At 61.7% G+C, this 14321-nt stretch carries 12 protein-coding genes; 9 read left to right on the plus strand and 3 right to left on the minus strand.

The annotated features are described in order from the left end of the window. The first annotated feature begins 155 nt into the window (after positions 1 to 155). The 7 genes from MU551_RS18815 to MU551_RS18845 all read left to right on the plus strand — a co-directional run bounded on the left by MU551_RS18815 (position 156) and on the right by MU551_RS18845 (position 7469). A complete protein-coding gene (locus MU551_RS18815) occupies positions 156 to 1520 on the plus strand; it encodes an L-fuconate dehydratase (protein ID WP_247047762.1) in 1365 nt (454 codons plus the stop codon). After that, positions 1513 to 1827, plus strand: a complete 315-nt coding sequence (locus MU551_RS18820) for an L-rhamnose mutarotase (protein WP_247047764.1) — start codon at positions 1513 to 1515, stop codon at positions 1825 to 1827. The genes MU551_RS18815 and MU551_RS18820 overlap by 8 nt, the downstream gene beginning before the upstream one ends. Further along, complete coding sequence (locus MU551_RS18825; RefSeq protein WP_247047772.1) at positions 1824 to 2834, plus strand: aldo/keto reductase; 1011 nt, start codon at positions 1824 to 1826, stop codon at positions 2832 to 2834. Before MU551_RS18820 ends, MU551_RS18825 begins: the two co-directional genes overlap by 4 nt. After that, the gene (locus MU551_RS18830) at positions 2831 to 3808 is read left to right on the plus strand and encodes an amidohydrolase family protein (protein ID WP_247047788.1); all 978 of its coding nucleotides are present in this window, start codon (positions 2831 to 2833) and stop codon (positions 3806 to 3808) included. The genes MU551_RS18825 and MU551_RS18830 overlap by 4 nt, the downstream gene beginning before the upstream one ends. Next, the gene (locus MU551_RS18835) at positions 3805 to 5337 is read left to right on the plus strand and encodes a sugar ABC transporter ATP-binding protein (protein WP_247047790.1); all 1533 of its coding nucleotides are present in this window, start codon (positions 3805 to 3807) and stop codon (positions 5335 to 5337) included. Before MU551_RS18830 ends, MU551_RS18835 begins: the two co-directional genes overlap by 4 nt. After that, the gene (locus MU551_RS18840; protein WP_247047792.1) at positions 5334 to 6371 is read left to right on the plus strand and encodes an ABC transporter permease; all 1038 of its coding nucleotides are present in this window, start codon (positions 5334 to 5336) and stop codon (positions 6369 to 6371) included. The genes MU551_RS18835 and MU551_RS18840 overlap by 4 nt, the downstream gene beginning before the upstream one ends. Before the next feature lie 102 nt (positions 6372 to 6473). Continuing rightward, entirely contained in the window at positions 6474 to 7469 is a 996-nt protein-coding gene (locus MU551_RS18845) for an ABC transporter substrate-binding protein (RefSeq protein WP_247047812.1), read from the plus strand. A gap of 228 nt (positions 7470 to 7697) precedes the next feature. On the opposite strand, the gene MU551_RS18850 is transcribed toward MU551_RS18845, so the two are convergent. Then, on the minus strand, positions 7698 to 11177 hold the full coding sequence (locus MU551_RS18850) for a CLIPPER-2 domain-containing protein (protein ID WP_247047820.1): 3480 nt from the start codon (positions 11175 to 11177) through the stop codon (positions 7698 to 7700). A 548-nt stretch (positions 11178 to 11725) separates the two neighbouring features. Further along, positions 11726 to 12397, minus strand: a complete 672-nt coding sequence (locus MU551_RS18855) for a FadR/GntR family transcriptional regulator (protein ID WP_247047822.1) — start codon at positions 12395 to 12397, stop codon at positions 11726 to 11728. Between the two features lie 90 nt (positions 12398 to 12487). Between MU551_RS18855 and MU551_RS18860 the strand changes: the two genes are divergently transcribed. Continuing rightward, complete coding sequence (locus MU551_RS18860) at positions 12488 to 12832, plus strand: ArsR/SmtB family transcription factor (RefSeq protein ID WP_247047832.1); 345 nt, start codon at positions 12488 to 12490, stop codon at positions 12830 to 12832. Next, positions 12829 to 13848 carry a cation diffusion facilitator family transporter gene (locus tag MU551_RS18865; RefSeq protein WP_247047840.1) on the plus strand — a complete coding sequence of 340 codons (1020 nt, stop codon included), beginning with the start codon at positions 12829 to 12831 and terminating at the stop codon, positions 13846 to 13848. Before MU551_RS18860 ends, MU551_RS18865 begins: the two co-directional genes overlap by 4 nt. Here the strand turns inward: MU551_RS18865 and MU551_RS18870 are convergent. Further along, on the minus strand, positions 13793 to 14302 hold the full coding sequence (locus tag MU551_RS18870; protein WP_247047843.1) for a MepB family protein: 510 nt from the start codon (positions 14300 to 14302) through the stop codon (positions 13793 to 13795). The genes MU551_RS18865 and MU551_RS18870 overlap by 56 nt on opposite strands. Positions 14303 to 14321: the final 19 nt, after the last annotated feature.

Genomic DNA, 14321 nt, shown 5'->3' on the forward strand with positions numbered 1-14321 from the left:
CTGCGGGCTTTCCCTAATAGTACGCATTAGTTACCCATTGACAAGTGAAACATCGGATGTTTAGGTTAATCCCAGATTCCCCGACCCGGCAGCTTCATGATGTGCCCGGTCGGCCACGAAGCGCCACTTCCGGCGGCTGCACAGTCAGGAGCACTATGAGCGTCATTACTGCGGTAGAAACCTTTGATATCCGCTTCCCCACGTCCCAGGAACTGGACGGCTCCGACGCCATGAACCCGGATCCCGATTACTCAGCGGCCTACCTGATCATCAGCACGGATGCAGGCGATGAGCTGGAGGGACATGGCTTCGTATTCACCATCGGGCGTGGAAACGAAGTTGAGGCTGCAGCCATTGACGCGTTGCGACCCCACATTATGGGCCAGAACGTCGAAGACTTGTTGGCCGACATGGGCGGCACGTGGAACCTCCTGGTCCATGACTCCCAGCTGCGGTGGCTGGGCCCGGAAAAAGGTGTGATGCACATGGCGATCGGCGCCGTGGTGAATGCCCTGTGGGACCTGAAGGCCAAGCGTGCGGGGCTTCCGCTGTGGGAGTTGCTGGCCTCCTTGAGTCCCGAGGAGATCGTGGCCCTGGTTGACTTCCGGTACCTCAGTGATGCGCTGACCCCCGAGGAAGCGCTGGAGATACTGCGCCGCGCCGAGCCGGGCAGGGCTGAACGGCACGCCAGGCTCCTCGCTGAGGGCTATGCCGGCTACACCACAACCCCTGGATGGCTGGGGTACAGCGACCGGAAGCTTGCTCGCCTGGCCAAGGAAGCTGTTGCGGACGGCTTCACCCAGATCAAACTCAAAGTGGGCGCCTCGCTGGAGGATGACATCCGACGTGTGCGTGTAGCCCGCGAGGCTGTGGGTGCTGATATAAAAATTGCCGTCGATGCGAACCAGCGGTGGGATGTCCAGGAAGCCATTGACTGGATGGCACATCTGGCGCCCTACGACATCGCATGGATTGAAGAACCCACCAGCCCGGACGACATTCTGGGACATGCCGCCATTGCCCGTGGCGTGGCGCCAATCCCCGTTGCCACGGGCGAACACGTGCAGAATCGGGTCATGTTCAAGCAACTTCTGCAGGCAGACGCCATCGGAGTGCTCCAGCTGGACGCTGCACGGGTGGCTGGAGTGAACGAGAACATCGCCATCCTGCTGCTTGCCGCGAAGTTCGGCATCCGGGTGTGTCCGCATGCCGGCGGGGTTGGCCTTTGCGAGGCCGTTCAGCATATTTCCATGTTCGATTTCATCGCTGTCTCCGGAGAAAAGGACGACCGTATGATTGAATTTGTGGACCACCTCCACGAGCATTTCGTCACCCCCGTGGATGTCCGCGGAGGCTGCTACTGGCCGCCCTCAGCACCCGGCGCCGGCGCCGAAATGCACCGGCAGACGCTGTCCGTCTTCAGCTTCCCCGACGGCGCCACCTGGAGCAGCGATGCCGCGGACGGTCAGCAGCCTGCCGAGCGGGAACTGGCCCTCAAAGAAGCCGCGGCTGATGCCTGAGACCATCGTCCTGCACACCCGGCTGAAGCCGGGAGCAGCACAGGCCTATGCCGACGCGCACGCTGCCATCCCGGCCGAGCTGGTCACTGCCTTGAAGGCCGCCGGCGTTGCCAATTGGCGCATCTGGCGCAGTGGCCTGGAGCTGATTCATGTGGTGGAAGTGGAGGATTACAAGGCCATGCGCCGTGACCTTGCCCAGCACCCAGCGAACCTTGCTTGGCAGGCCCGTATGGCTGAATTACTGGAAATCGAAGACGATTACAGCGGCAACGATTCAGGTGTTCCGCTGGTCTGGGAGCTGCCATGAGCGCACACACATCTACCGACGCCGGCAGCCGGGGACCGGGCAGCCTGCAGCTCGGCAAGCTCGGCTACGGCACTGCCGGGCTCGGCAATCTCTACCGTGCCATGACCGACAGCACTGCCGCGGCAACCCTGGAGGCGGCATGGGATGCAGGCATCAGGTATTTCGATACAGCCCCGCACTACGGCCTGGGCTTGTCTGAACACCGCCTCGGTGCCTTCCTCCGAGGCAAGCCCAGGCAGGAATTTGTCATCTCCACGAAGGTCGGACGCCTCCTTGCACCCAAGCAGGGAGTTACCGCGGCTGAGACCCCCACGGACAACGAACGCGATCCGGAAGGATTCGACGTGCCAGCCGCCAGCCGCCGCGTCTGGGATTTCACAGAGCGCGGAATCCGGCAAAGCATCGAGGAATCGCTGGAACGCCTGGGCCTGGACGCGGTGGACATCGCCTACCTGCACGATGCTGACATGCATGACCTCGCGGGAGGCATCAATGAGGGACTTCCCGCTCTCGAAAAGCTGCGCTCTGAGGGACTGGTCCGCGCCATCGGCGTCGGACTCAACTCAGCCGAAGCTGCCCTCGAATGCGTGGAGGCGGCCGACCTGGACCTTGTGATGCTGGCCGGCAGGTATACGCTGCTGGAGCAGCCACAGGTGCCGCTGATGGAGCGCTGCATCGGAAAGGGCACAGGCGTGGTCAACGTCGGAGCGTACAATTCCGGGCTGCTGGCCCGGCAGGACGTTCCCGACGACGCCCATTACAACTATGGGCAGGCACCGCACGAGCTGCTGGAACGCGCCCGCCAATTGGCAGCGATCTGCGCCAGCTACGGCGTAGAGCTCCCGACGGCGGCGCTGCAGTTTGGTTTGCGGCACCCGGCGGTGGTCAACGTGACAGTCGGGGCCACGTCGCCTGGGCAGATCCTCGACAATGCCACGCGGATGGCTGAAGAGGTTCCCGAGGAACTCTGGAGCGAGTTTTCACGCCGAGGATTGATCCCGTCATGATCGATTCGCATCTTCATCTCTGGGAACTGCCGCCTGCCGCCGACCAGCCAACGGAACCGGGGGCGCCGCGGCGACCCTACTCGTGGCTCGGTCCTCAGCATGGTTCTCTCTTCCGCAGCTACGGCGAAGCAGAGGCACATGAAACGCTCGTAGACGCCGGCGTCAGCGGAGCGGTGCTGGTGCAGGCCGACGACGCCCTCTCTGATACGGAATTTATGCTGGCCGCAGCTGACCGCAACGACTGGGTGCTCGCCGTCGTGGGCTGGATCCCTTTGGAAGAGCCTGACCAGGCCGAGGCAGCGCTGGAACGCCTGGGCCAGAACCCAAAGTTCCGCGGTGTCCGCCACCTGGTCCACAACGACCCCCGGGATAACTTCCTGGCGTTACCTGAGGTTCGGGAATCACTGAAGCTGCTGTCCGCCAAGGGACTGACACTGGATGTCCCGGACGCCTATCCGAGGCATCTCCAGCGTGCGGTAGACCTTGCAAAGGACCTTCCGGAACTCACCGTGGTGCTGGATCATCTGGGCAAACCCCCGCTCTCGGGCACCGTCACCTCCGGCGGCAACGGGTCATGCGGCGAGTTGGAGCGCTGGCGCCGCGAATTCCGGGCTCTGGCTGAACTGCCCAACACGGTGGCCAAGGTCTCCGGTCTGCACTTGCCAGGACTGGAATACACGGCCAAGGCATTGCGTCCCCTCTGGGAAGAGGCGCTTGAAGCCTTTGGACCCGAAAGGCTGATGATCGGCATGGATTGGCCGGTAAGCACTCTCGGAGCACCCTACCGCCGCACCGTGGAGGTACTGCTCGAACTGGCGGCCGACTTGAGCCCCGCAGAGCGGCACGCTTTCCTCGAGGGCACAGCGGTCCGGACCTATGGACTGGAAACCTCCGCGCTGTCAGCTCTGCCTGAGGACGGAACGGCCCCGGAAACGGAATCGACACTAACCAAGCAGGACGAGGTGAAAGCATGACGGCGGATCAGACACCACTGTTGTCGGTGCACGGCGTGGAGAAGAGCTTCCCAGGCGTCAGGGCACTGCACAACATGCATTTGGACCTTCGACGCGGTGAAGTGCTGGCTCTGGTGGGCGAAAACGGTGCAGGCAAATCCACTTTGATGAAGCTGCTTTCCGGCATCTACGTCCCGGACGAGGGAACGTTTGAACTCAACGGTGTGGCCTTTACACCAGCCGGACCCAAGCATGCCCAGGAGCTGGGCATCAGCATCATCCATCAGGAGTTCAACCTCATGGCCGACCTGACCGTCGCCCAGAATATCTACATTGGCCGGGAACCCCGCCGCTTTGGGATGCTCAGTGAGCGGGCACTGAACCGGAAGACCCAGGACCTGTTCGACCGGATGAGCCTCAAGCTGGATCCAAGGGAGCGCTGCGGTGACCTGACGGTGGCCAAACAGCAGATGGTGGAGATCGCCAAGGCCCTGAGCCATGACTCCAAGGTGATCATCATGGACGAGCCCACTGCTGCCCTGAACGATGCCGAGGTGGCCACCCTGCACGAACTGATCCGCGGCTTTGTCTCGCCAGAGACGGGAGTCATCTACATTTCGCACCGAATGGATGAGCTCAAGCAGATTTCCCAGCGCGTTACCGTTATCCGTGACGGCGAGTACGTGGACACTGTGGACACCGAACAAACCAGCATGCAGGAGGTCATCTCGCTGATGGTGGGACGTTCGATTTCCGGTAACCAGCGCCCGCCGGCCGACGCTGCAGACTGCGCCGACGACGTCGTACTTTCCGTTGAAGGGCTCACTACCCCTTCCCTGCTGAAGAGTGTCAGCTTCGCGCTGCGCAGGGGCGAGATCCTGGGGTTTGCCGGACTCATGGGCGCCGGACGCACCGAAGTTGCCAGGGCCCTGGTGGGCGCGGACAAGGCCAGCTTCGAACACCTTAAAGTGAACGGGACCGACGCCCAGATTCCCAACCCGGCCGTAGCGGCGAAGCTGGGCATCGGCTATCTCTCGGAGGACCGAAAGCATCTTGGGCTCATGCTGGAGCGCGACGTGAAGGAAAACATCATGCTTTCCTCGCTCGTGGAGAACTCGGCAGGCGGCTTTATCAAGGATGCTGCTTTGCGCCGCACCGCCGACGAATACGCCCGCAAACTCCGGATCAAGACGCCGTCCATCAGGCAGCTTGCCCGGAATCTCTCGGGCGGCAACCAGCAGAAGGTAGTCATCGCAAAATGGCTGGTCAAGGACTGCGACATCCTCATCTTTGACGAGCCCACCCGCGGGATCGACGTCGGAGCCAAAGACGAGATCTATAAGCTCCTCAATGAACTCGCAGCCGCCGGCAAGGCGATCATCATGATCTCCTCGGAACTGCCCGAAGTCCTCCGCCTGTCCCACCGGATCGCCGTCATGTGCGAAGGGCGAATTACCGGCTTCCTCACCAATGCCGAAGCCACCCAGGAAAACATTATGGAACTTGCCACCCGGCGCGTCTCCATCACCACAGGAGCACCAACCTCATGAGCATTGTAGAAACCCCCGCACCGAAAGAATCCGAGGTGCTGACGGCGCCGTCTTCACCGCCGCGTGGCCAGGGCCTCTCCCTGCGGCTCCGCTCGTCCCTGCAGCAGCTCCTGGCCTTCGGCTCGCTGATTGTCCTGGTGGTCTTCTTCGGCGTCATGAACGCCCGGTTCCTGCTGCCGGGCAACCTCTCGGACATCCTGCTGTCCACGGTGGTTATCGGGCTCCTTGCCCTCGGAGCGACGTTCGTCATCGTCACCGGCGGCATCGATCTCTCCGTGGGCACCGGCATGAGCCTGTGTTCTGTGATGGTTGGCGTCGTGCTGACTTATCTGGGCCTGCCGATATGGGCCGGTATTGCCGGTGGCATCCTGATGGGAGCAGTGATCGGGGCCGTAAACGGCTTCCTCATTTCCTTCCTGAAAATCCCACCATTCATCGCCACCTTGGCGACCATGCTCGTTTGCCAGGGCATGGCGCTGGTGGTTTCCGGAACCAAGCCCATCTATTTCACAGGTACCGAAGGTTTCGCCAACCTTGCCCTTGGCAAACCCATTGCCGGGCTGGTCATTCCCAACGCTGTCTTCATTTTCTTCGGAGCGGCAGCACTGGCCGGTGTGGTCATGAGCAAGACCCTTTTGGGCCGCTACACCTTCTCCATCGGCTCCAACGAGGAGGCGACGGCGCTCTCCGGCATCAACGTCCGCAGCTGGAAGCTCTGGATCTACACCGCCGCCGGGGCCTTCACCGGGCTGGCCGGCGTGATCATCGCCGCACGGTTGAACTCTGCGCAGCCAGGCCAAGGAATGGGATATGAACTCCAGGCAATTGCGGCCGTCGTCATCGGTGGAACGTCCCTGGCCGGAGGCAAAGGCTCCATCGTCGGCACGGTGATTGGTGCCCTCATTATGTCCGTCCTTACCAACGGCCTGCGCGTCATCTCGGTGCCGCAGGAGTGGCAGAACGTGGCCATCGGCGTTGTGATCCTGGTGGCTGTCTACCTGGACATGCTTCGCCGGAAGGAGGCAGCCAAGTAGGGTCTTCAGCCGGTCCGGTCCGGACTTCCCCTCCAGCACCATCCCCCCTCGTTCCCACCCTCTCTCCCTTTCCCAATGAGAAAAACAACGGAGTTTTCATCCATGAACAAGTCAACTTTTGACCGGCGCAGTTTCCTCACCCTGTCCGGCCTGGCCCTCGGCGTCGTAGCCATCGCAGGCTGCGAGGCCCCCGCCGGCACCCCCGGCGCTTCTCCCGCCGACGGAGCAAAGCCCTACATCGCCATCGTCTCCAAAGGCTTCCAGCACCAGTTCTGGCAGGCCGTGAAGCAGGGCGCTGACAAGGCAGCAGCAGAGTTCGACGTCGAAATCACCTTTGAGGGTCCCAACACCGAAAAGGACGTGGATCAGCAGGTCCAAATGCTGACTACGGCACTGGGCAAGTCACCCGCAGCTGTTGGCTTCGCCGCCCTGGACTCCCAGGCCGCCACCCCCTTGCTGGAGCAGGCCAAGAGCAAGAACATCCCCGTGATCGCTTTCGACTCCGGCGTTGATTCCGACATTCCGGTGACCACGGCTTCCACGGACAACAAGGCTGCTGCGGCCGAGGCCGCCAAGCACCTCGCCGAGCTCATCGGCGGAAGCGGCGACATTGCCATCATCGGCCATGACCAGACCTCGAAGTCCGGAACTGACCGCCGCGACGGCTTCAAGGAATACATCGAAAAGAACCACCCGAACATCAAGATCGTGGCCATCCAGTACGCCGGCGGCGATCAGCTCCTTTCAGCTGACGCAGCCAAGGCGATTGTCACGGCCAACCCCAACCTCAAGGGCATGTACGGCACCAATGAGGGTTCGGCTATCGGCGTCGTCAAGGCGGTTGAAGAACTTGGCCTCAAGGGCAAGCTGACCATCGTCGGCTTCGATTCGGGCAAGGCCCAGATCGACGCCATCCGGTCAGGCCTCATGGCCGGTGCCGTCACGCAGAACCCGGTAGGAATCGGCTACGAAACTGTGAAGGCTGCCGTGGCCGCCATCAAGGGCGAAAAACTGGAGAAGATCATCGACACCGGCTTCTACTGGTACGACGCCAAGAACATCGATTCAGACGAGATCAAGCCGAACCTCTACCAGTAGCGGTTCTCTTCCTCTTACATCTGCTGCGGCCCCCCATCGTTGGATGGGCGGCCGTTGGCGTTTGTGGCTGCTATCGGTCCGGCACGGTCAACCCGGACCAGCCTTGGGCGGATCCGGTGAGCGACGGGGACAGCCGAAAGCGGCGCCCGGCAGGGTTATCCCGGGCGCCGCTTCCTGGTCTCAGTTCTCGGTCTCAGAGAGAGCTGTACCTCTTATTGAATTGGCCGGTTATTGAATTGACCGGCGACGGACCTTGCTGACCGTCATGGCCCCTCCACCAAGAAGAACCAGCAGGAGCGCGCCCAAGGCGAGCGGTCCGGCGTCGAGCCCGGTGTTAGCCAGGTTGCCTGCAACGCTCACTGCCGAGATGGGTGCCTGAGTGGACAGCTTCGCCGTGGAGGAAGCCGAGCTGACGGCTGGTCCTCCGGGTGTAGCGCCGGAACCCGTTGCGGTGTTCGTGATGGTGCCTCCGGTGAGGTCTGCAAGGGTGACCGTGTACGTTGCCGTGCAGGTGACGCTCATCGCCGGAGCGAGTGATGCGGCTTCTGCCGTGCAGCTAACGGCGGAAAGATCGCCGGTTCCGGTGAATTCGCCTTCCACTGCAGTGACATTGGTCAGGGTTACGTTGCCCGTGTTGGTGAGGAAGAACGAGTACGTGAGCACCTGGCCAACCGTTGTTGCCTTTTCCGCGCCGACCGTCTTGAGCAGCGTCATGGCAGGCGCGTTCGGGGTCGGTACGGTTATGCCCGACGGCGGTGAGACCGGCGGGGGAGTGGTTCCCGGCGGAACGCCTGTGGCTGTGGCCGTGTTCGTGATGGAGCCGGCATCGACGTCTGCCTGGACAACCGTGTAGGTGGCGGTGCAGGTGATGACGGCGGCCGGTGCCAGCCGCGCAGCTTCAGCCGGGCAGACAACACCGCTGAGTTCGCCGGCGCCGGAGAAGTTGCCTTCGTTGACAGTGACGTCCCGCAGGGTCACGTTACCGGTGTTTGTGACAAGGAACGAGTATGTGATGTTCTGGCCGACGACGAGATCGGCCTGGGCGGCTTCATCGGCGGTTTTCACTACTGTGATGGCCGGTGCCGGCGGTGCCGGAACAGTGATTTCCGACGGCGGCGAAACCGGCGGAACCGGGAATCCTTCGGGCGGGGTTCCGGTACCGGTAGCGGTGTTGGAGATCGAACCGGCATCGACGTCGGCCTGGGTGGCCGTGTAGGTGGCGGTGCAGGTTACGGTTGCTGCCGGGGCGACAGGGCCGGCCGGGCAGACCGCGACGGGGGCGTTGCCCGTTCCGGTGAATTCAGTTTCATCGATACGGATATCGGTGAGCGGCACAGCGCCGGTGTTGGTGAACGCGAACGAGTAGGTGATGATTTGGCCAGGTTCGATGTTCTCCATGGCAGCTGCGTCAGCTGTTTTTTCCAGACCGATGCTGACGGCTACGGGTGCGTTGGTGACTGCACACGTAAACGCTGCTGCATCCGGAACCGTGAACGTCCATGGGCCGGTGCCCTCGGTTGGGACGGCGTCACCGGTTCCTGTGTTCGTGCACGTCACAGCGGCGTTGTACGCGTTGATAGCGCCGGCCGAGCCTGCCGCCATGGTGTCGGTGATTGTGTAGGTTGCGCCTTGGGATACCGGCTGGTCGGTGGTGCTGACCGTAGTGGCCGTTCCCGTAGTCGTGGCTGAGGTGAGGACAGTGCCGCCGGCGTTCTGCAGGCCAACTGTGAACTGGTCCGCAGGAGCCTGACGGCCTTCGACGGTCTTGGTAACCGTGAGGGTGGGGATCGGCGCCAGGGCACAGCGAGCACCGTCATTGCCGCCGGATGCAGGACCCGTGGAAACCGGCACCAGCTGAGCGGTTGTGACGTTGATTCGCGAGATGTTTCCGGTGGGGTTGTCGGATGCGTAAAGGTATCCGGCGGCGTCGACGTAGACGGCGCCCACAAGAAGACCGCTTACCGGTGCGCCGGCAGAATTGGTCAGCACACCATCGTTGGTCTGGGTCCCGGTTGCCGGGTCGAACTTGACCAGGATGCTGTTTTCATCGGCGTCTGTCCCGACGCTGTAGAAGGCGCCGTTGGTGAATCCCCAGTCAGCACCGGGGAACAGGCCACCGACCAGTCCCTTGCTTCCTGAACTGACTACGGTCCCGTAGGTGGGAGAACCCGGGGCGAGGTCAATCTCAAAGTAGTCAGAAGGGCTGGCGCTGGTGGTAACCCAGTAGTGGCCGGCAGCGTCGAAGTCCCCGACGTTGAAAGCGACGCCCGCTGTGCCGGCGGGAACGCCGAGATCGGTCAGCGATCCGTTGGCGCCGATCTTGACCAAGTGGCCGTTGTCGCTGGCGATCCCGTAGAAGTAATCATCCAGGGTGTTGTAGCCAACGCCGTTCACGCCCCGGGGCAGATTGAACGCTGTTGAGTATGCGCCCGATACCAGGTCGACCTGCTGGACAAGGTGGGGACCACCAAGGCCGGCCGGGCTCTGGAAGAGGTAGCCGGAAGCGTCGCAGGCCCAAGGCTGCTCAACGAACTCGACAGTGGATTCCCCGGGAGGATTGATCCCGATGCCGGTGATGTTTGACGGGCCGTTGGTAAACGAGCCTGCTGCCGCAGCCGCGACATTGACGGTGACAGTACAAGCGGTCATGCCGGCAGCAAGGTTTCCGGTCACAGCCACTGAAGTGGCGCCGGCTGCAGCCGTGACGACACCCGCCGGGCATGTGGTGGTGGCAGCTCCGTCGGCGACGGTCAAACCGGCCGGAAGCGTATCGGTAAAGGACCAGCCGTTCTTGGCGGCCAGTTCATCGGTGTTCGTGACCGTGAGGGTCAGCGCGGAGACTGCACCAACGGGCACGGATGCAGGACTGAATGACTTATCCAGCTGCGGAGTGACATCGAGGATCTTGAAGTTGTCGAATGCTTGGTCATTACCGCTGCCGTTTGGCTGCTGATTGGCGACCCGGAAGCCTACTGTCGAGTTGGTAACCAATGCTGCCTGGTCTCCGGTGAAGGTCCCGACACTGACGACGTTTCCATCGACGGTGAATGTCTGTCGGTTAGGGTCGGCACAGATGTTGTAGTCGGTGGCGTTCAATGCAATCGGCGTTGAGCCGTCCATCAGGTAGAACCGATCCAAGGCCTGGATCCCGATGTTGCACAGGTTTCCGACGTCCATGGAGAAAGTAACGAACCGGTTCGTGCCGCCAACGTTGATGCCCGAGCCCTCCAGCATCACCCCGGCGTAATCGTTGAAGCCGCCGAGCGTCTGCTCGGCCACGGCAAGGTTTGTGTTGGGATCAGCCATGCCTGCGTACTGGCCGATCGCCGCCGGAACAGTTCTGGCGGTGGTCCACCAACTAGGGATGCTGAAACAGAACCCGGAGGCGCCAAGATCGGCGTCGGTGGCCTGATGGCCGAAGATCACACCGTTGCACCTCTGTGCGTTCTGGTATACCGGGTCCGTCGTGTACGCCGCGCCGGTGGTGCTGGTGTACGCCGTGATGTTGGTCGCGCCTGTCAGAGGCGCGTTCTGGAAGTCCTCGGAATAGAGAACCGTTGACGCCTGTGGTGTGCCGGGGCTACCCGGAACGGTTGCTGCCTGGACGACACTCGCCGTGCCCGCAAAAGAAAAAGCGAGGAGCGCTGCAACAGCAACAATGGCTGTGACCGGCTTCCCCCCGCTTCGCTGCGACATCCAACGGCTCATTGAGCCCGGATTCTTACCTTGCTGTCTCAAAGTGCGATACCCCCTGATAGGTGAACAGGGTCAGACCTTGACCCCCCATAGATCCCGAGTTGCAGTCGACAGCGCTTTAAGCGAGTGAGTGCTTCCCCCAAAGCTAAATACTATTGAGCAATTCATTAATGTCAAAGAATTGATCAATAATTCGACAAGAATCTGCTCTCAGGGAGAATTCTCAGTTTGCTTATAGGGAACTTGGCCGAGAAATTATGGGCAGTTCACTTACTAATTTGGCCTTTGATAATTGGTTTTCGTTCGGGATCCTGTTCAACCACGTGTGGCTGGAAACCTTGGCAGGACAGGCCGCATTGAGCCAGTCGAGACGAACGGGCGCTTGTGGTGAAGCGGGAACAAAAACGAGACATGAGGTTGTGCCTACCGCTCTTGGTCAGCAAATCCACGTTAGTTCTACAACAAATGTTGGCCAAAAAGTCGGCAAATTATGGTGAGTAGGCAGTGTTTATGCGTTTTTGCCGATGGCGCGAAGGCTTAATTCCAAGCGGCGGAGTTGGTTACAGAGCCTGCCTCAGCCAGCTCTCGACACCACTGATGTGGACGGTGACAAGGGCCTTTACCAGTTCGGCGTCACCACGCGCCAAAGCGTCGGCAATGGCCTTGTGCTCTGCCAGGGTGTGCGCAACGGCCCGGTCCTGAGTCAATCCGCGCCAGATTCGCGCCCGCACCGTGCTGCCGGACAACGCATCCAGAAGGCTTTCCAGGTACGCGTTGCCCGCTGCCCTGCTGATGATGCGGTGAAACTCGAGGTCGTGGGCCACCAGTTCCTCAACGTCTGTGTGCTCGTCGATCCCGTCCATTGCGGCACCGAGCTCCTGGAGTTCGGCACTGCTGATTTTGCTTGCTGCGATGAACGCCGTGGCTGGCTCCAGGATACGTCGGACCTCGAAGAGTTCAAGGATTGATTTGTCTTGATGGAGTTCCACGACGAAGGCTACGGCCTCGTTCAGCAGCTTCGCGTCCAGGCTGGTTACGTAGGTGCCATCGCCGCGCCGCACATCCAGAACCCGGATAAGCTCCAAGGCCTTGACGGCTTCGCGCAAAGAACTCCGCGACAAGCCGAGACGGTCACTGAGCTCTTTTTCGGGCGGCAGGCGGTCGCCGGCTTTGAGCTCGCCCCGGAGAAGCATTTCCTTGATTTTGTCGATCGCTTCGTCTGTCACAGCCATGGGAACATCTTAGCGGGGATTCATCCGATGTTTGCGGTGTGGAATTTTGTTCCCTTTGCCTGTGGTGAGGGTCTGTGACAGTATCTGCATATGAATGCAGATAAGCAGCCTTGTACTTTCGACGTCGACAGCCCCTATGTCGAGTTGGCGGTGGAAGTGTTTTCCATGCTTGCAGACGCCACGAGGGTGCGGCTCATTCTCGCGCTCAGGGAAGGCGAAATGCCGGTGAATGCCCTGGCGGAAAAAGTCGGTAAACCCGCTGCAGCCGTTTCCCAGCACCTGGCGAAGATGCGTCTGGTGGGGATGGTTACGACGCGCCAAGAGGGCACAAAGGTCTACTACCGGATGCAGAACGGCCATGCGCGGCAACTCGTGGTGGACGCGGTCCATCAGGCGCAGCATTCACTCGGCACAGCCCCCCACCACGGCGCATGAGCGGCTCGGACCAGACCTTGGGCGCGCACGAACACGGCCACGGCCACGAACACGCGCACGGCCACGAACACGCGCACGACCACAGGCACGGCCAGGGCCTGAAGGGATGGCTGAGGGAAGTGTTCGTCCCTCACTCGCACGACGCCGCCGACTCCATTGACAATGCCCTGGAATCGAGCGCGCAAGGCATCCGTGCCGTCAAGATCTCCCTGCTGGGCCTCGGAGCAACCTCACTGTTCCAGCTGGTTATTGTGCTGGTGAGCGGATCGGTGGCGCTCCTTGCGGATACAGTCCACAATTTTTCCGACGCGCTGACCGCTGTGCCCTTATGGATCGCTTTCCTGCTTGGCCGCCGCAAACCAACCAAGACATATACCTACGGCTTCGGTCGTGCCGAGGACCTCGCGGGGCTCTTCATTGTTGCCATGATCGCCCTTTCCGCCGTGGTGGCCGCCGTCGAATCCATCCGCCGCTTCTTCGAACCCCAGCCGGTTCAAAACCTTGGCTGGGTCCTGGCAGCCGGCCTGGTGGGCTTTGCAGGCAACGAGCTGGTGGCGCTTTACAGGATCCGGGTTGGCCGACGGATAGGTTCCGCAGCCCTGGTGGCCGACGGTGTGCATGCCCGCACGGACGGTTTTACGTCCCTCGCCGTCGTGGCCGGCGCGATCGGCATCATGCTCGGTTTCCCCCTTGCGGACCCCATTGTCGGGCTGCTGATTTCCGCGGCCATCGCAGTGCTGTTGTGGGGCACCGTCCGCGACGTCGGCCGTCGGCTGATGGACGGAGTGGACCCCGCGCTGACCGACAAGGTAGCTACGGTTGTGCGGCAGCATGACCCTTCAGGAACTGCCCGGCTGCGCTGGTCGGGCCATTACCTGAACGCCGAAGTCACTGTTCCCGCTGCCGCGGCCACCAGCTTGCATGAGTTCAGCCTCCACACGGCAAAACTCGAGCGGGATCTCAGGGCTGCCCTTCCTCAAATCCATTCCCTGACCGTGGTTCCCCGGTTGCGGTAGCCGGTGACTCAAAGAACTCCGACTGCCAGCGCTGGGTGGCCTGTGCTTGCCGGCTGGTTGGCGCCGTCCAGGGCGGGTATATGCGAAACGCGCGCTTGCCGCCGAGCCCGCCTTGCGAAACCACGCCGCGCCGGATCAGGGCTTCCTGCGGGAAGACGAACTGTCCGGAATTCACCGAATCCCCAACGCTGACAACAAACAGGTCCACGGCGTCGCCTACATCAAACGGCCGGATGGGTTGTCCGGGCCCTGGTGATCGCTGCCAAAGCGTCACGAACTGGCCGATCTTTGTCGGGGTGGTCTTGGCGATCCGGAAAACCACGGACTGAGTGTTGAGGGAAAACTTGTAGGCGCAGTATTCCTGGCTCTCCGGCTCTGCCTCAGGCTCGGAGCAGCCATAACCGCGGGAGTGATAATCCGCAATGGTGGCCAGGAGTTCAGGGGGCAGAGTCACCCGCCAATACTATGGCCCG

Source organism: Arthrobacter rhizosphaerae, from assembly GCF_023062595.1.
Classification (GTDB): domain Bacteria; phylum Actinomycetota; class Actinomycetes; order Actinomycetales; family Micrococcaceae; genus Arthrobacter; species Arthrobacter rhizosphaerae.

Coding starts and splice junctions, on each gene's coding strand:
- MU551_RS18825 (WP_247047772.1), top strand. CDS start 1,824: ATGAGCGCACACACATCTACCGACGCCGGCAGCCGGGGACCGGGCAGC.
- MU551_RS18855 (WP_247047822.1), bottom strand. CDS start 12,397: ATGGCTGTGACAGACGAAGCGATCGACAAAATCAAGGAAATGCTTCTC.
- MU551_RS18840 (WP_247047792.1), top strand. CDS start 5,334: ATGAGCATTGTAGAAACCCCCGCACCGAAAGAATCCGAGGTGCTGACG.
- MU551_RS18845 (WP_247047812.1), top strand. CDS start 6,474: ATGAACAAGTCAACTTTTGACCGGCGCAGTTTCCTCACCCTGTCCGGC.
- MU551_RS18860 (WP_247047832.1), top strand. CDS start 12,488: ATGAATGCAGATAAGCAGCCTTGTACTTTCGACGTCGACAGCCCCTAT.
- MU551_RS18850 (WP_247047820.1), bottom strand. CDS start 11,177: ATGAGCCGTTGGATGTCGCAGCGAAGCGGGGGGAAGCCGGTCACAGCC.
- MU551_RS18830 (WP_247047788.1), top strand. CDS start 2,831: ATGATCGATTCGCATCTTCATCTCTGGGAACTGCCGCCTGCCGCCGAC.
- MU551_RS18835 (WP_247047790.1), top strand. CDS start 3,805: ATGACGGCGGATCAGACACCACTGTTGTCGGTGCACGGCGTGGAGAAG.
- MU551_RS18865 (WP_247047840.1), top strand. CDS start 12,829: ATGAGCGGCTCGGACCAGACCTTGGGCGCGCACGAACACGGCCACGGC.
- MU551_RS18815 (WP_247047762.1), top strand. CDS start 156: ATGAGCGTCATTACTGCGGTAGAAACCTTTGATATCCGCTTCCCCACG.
- MU551_RS18820 (WP_247047764.1), top strand. CDS start 1,513: ATGCCTGAGACCATCGTCCTGCACACCCGGCTGAAGCCGGGAGCAGCA.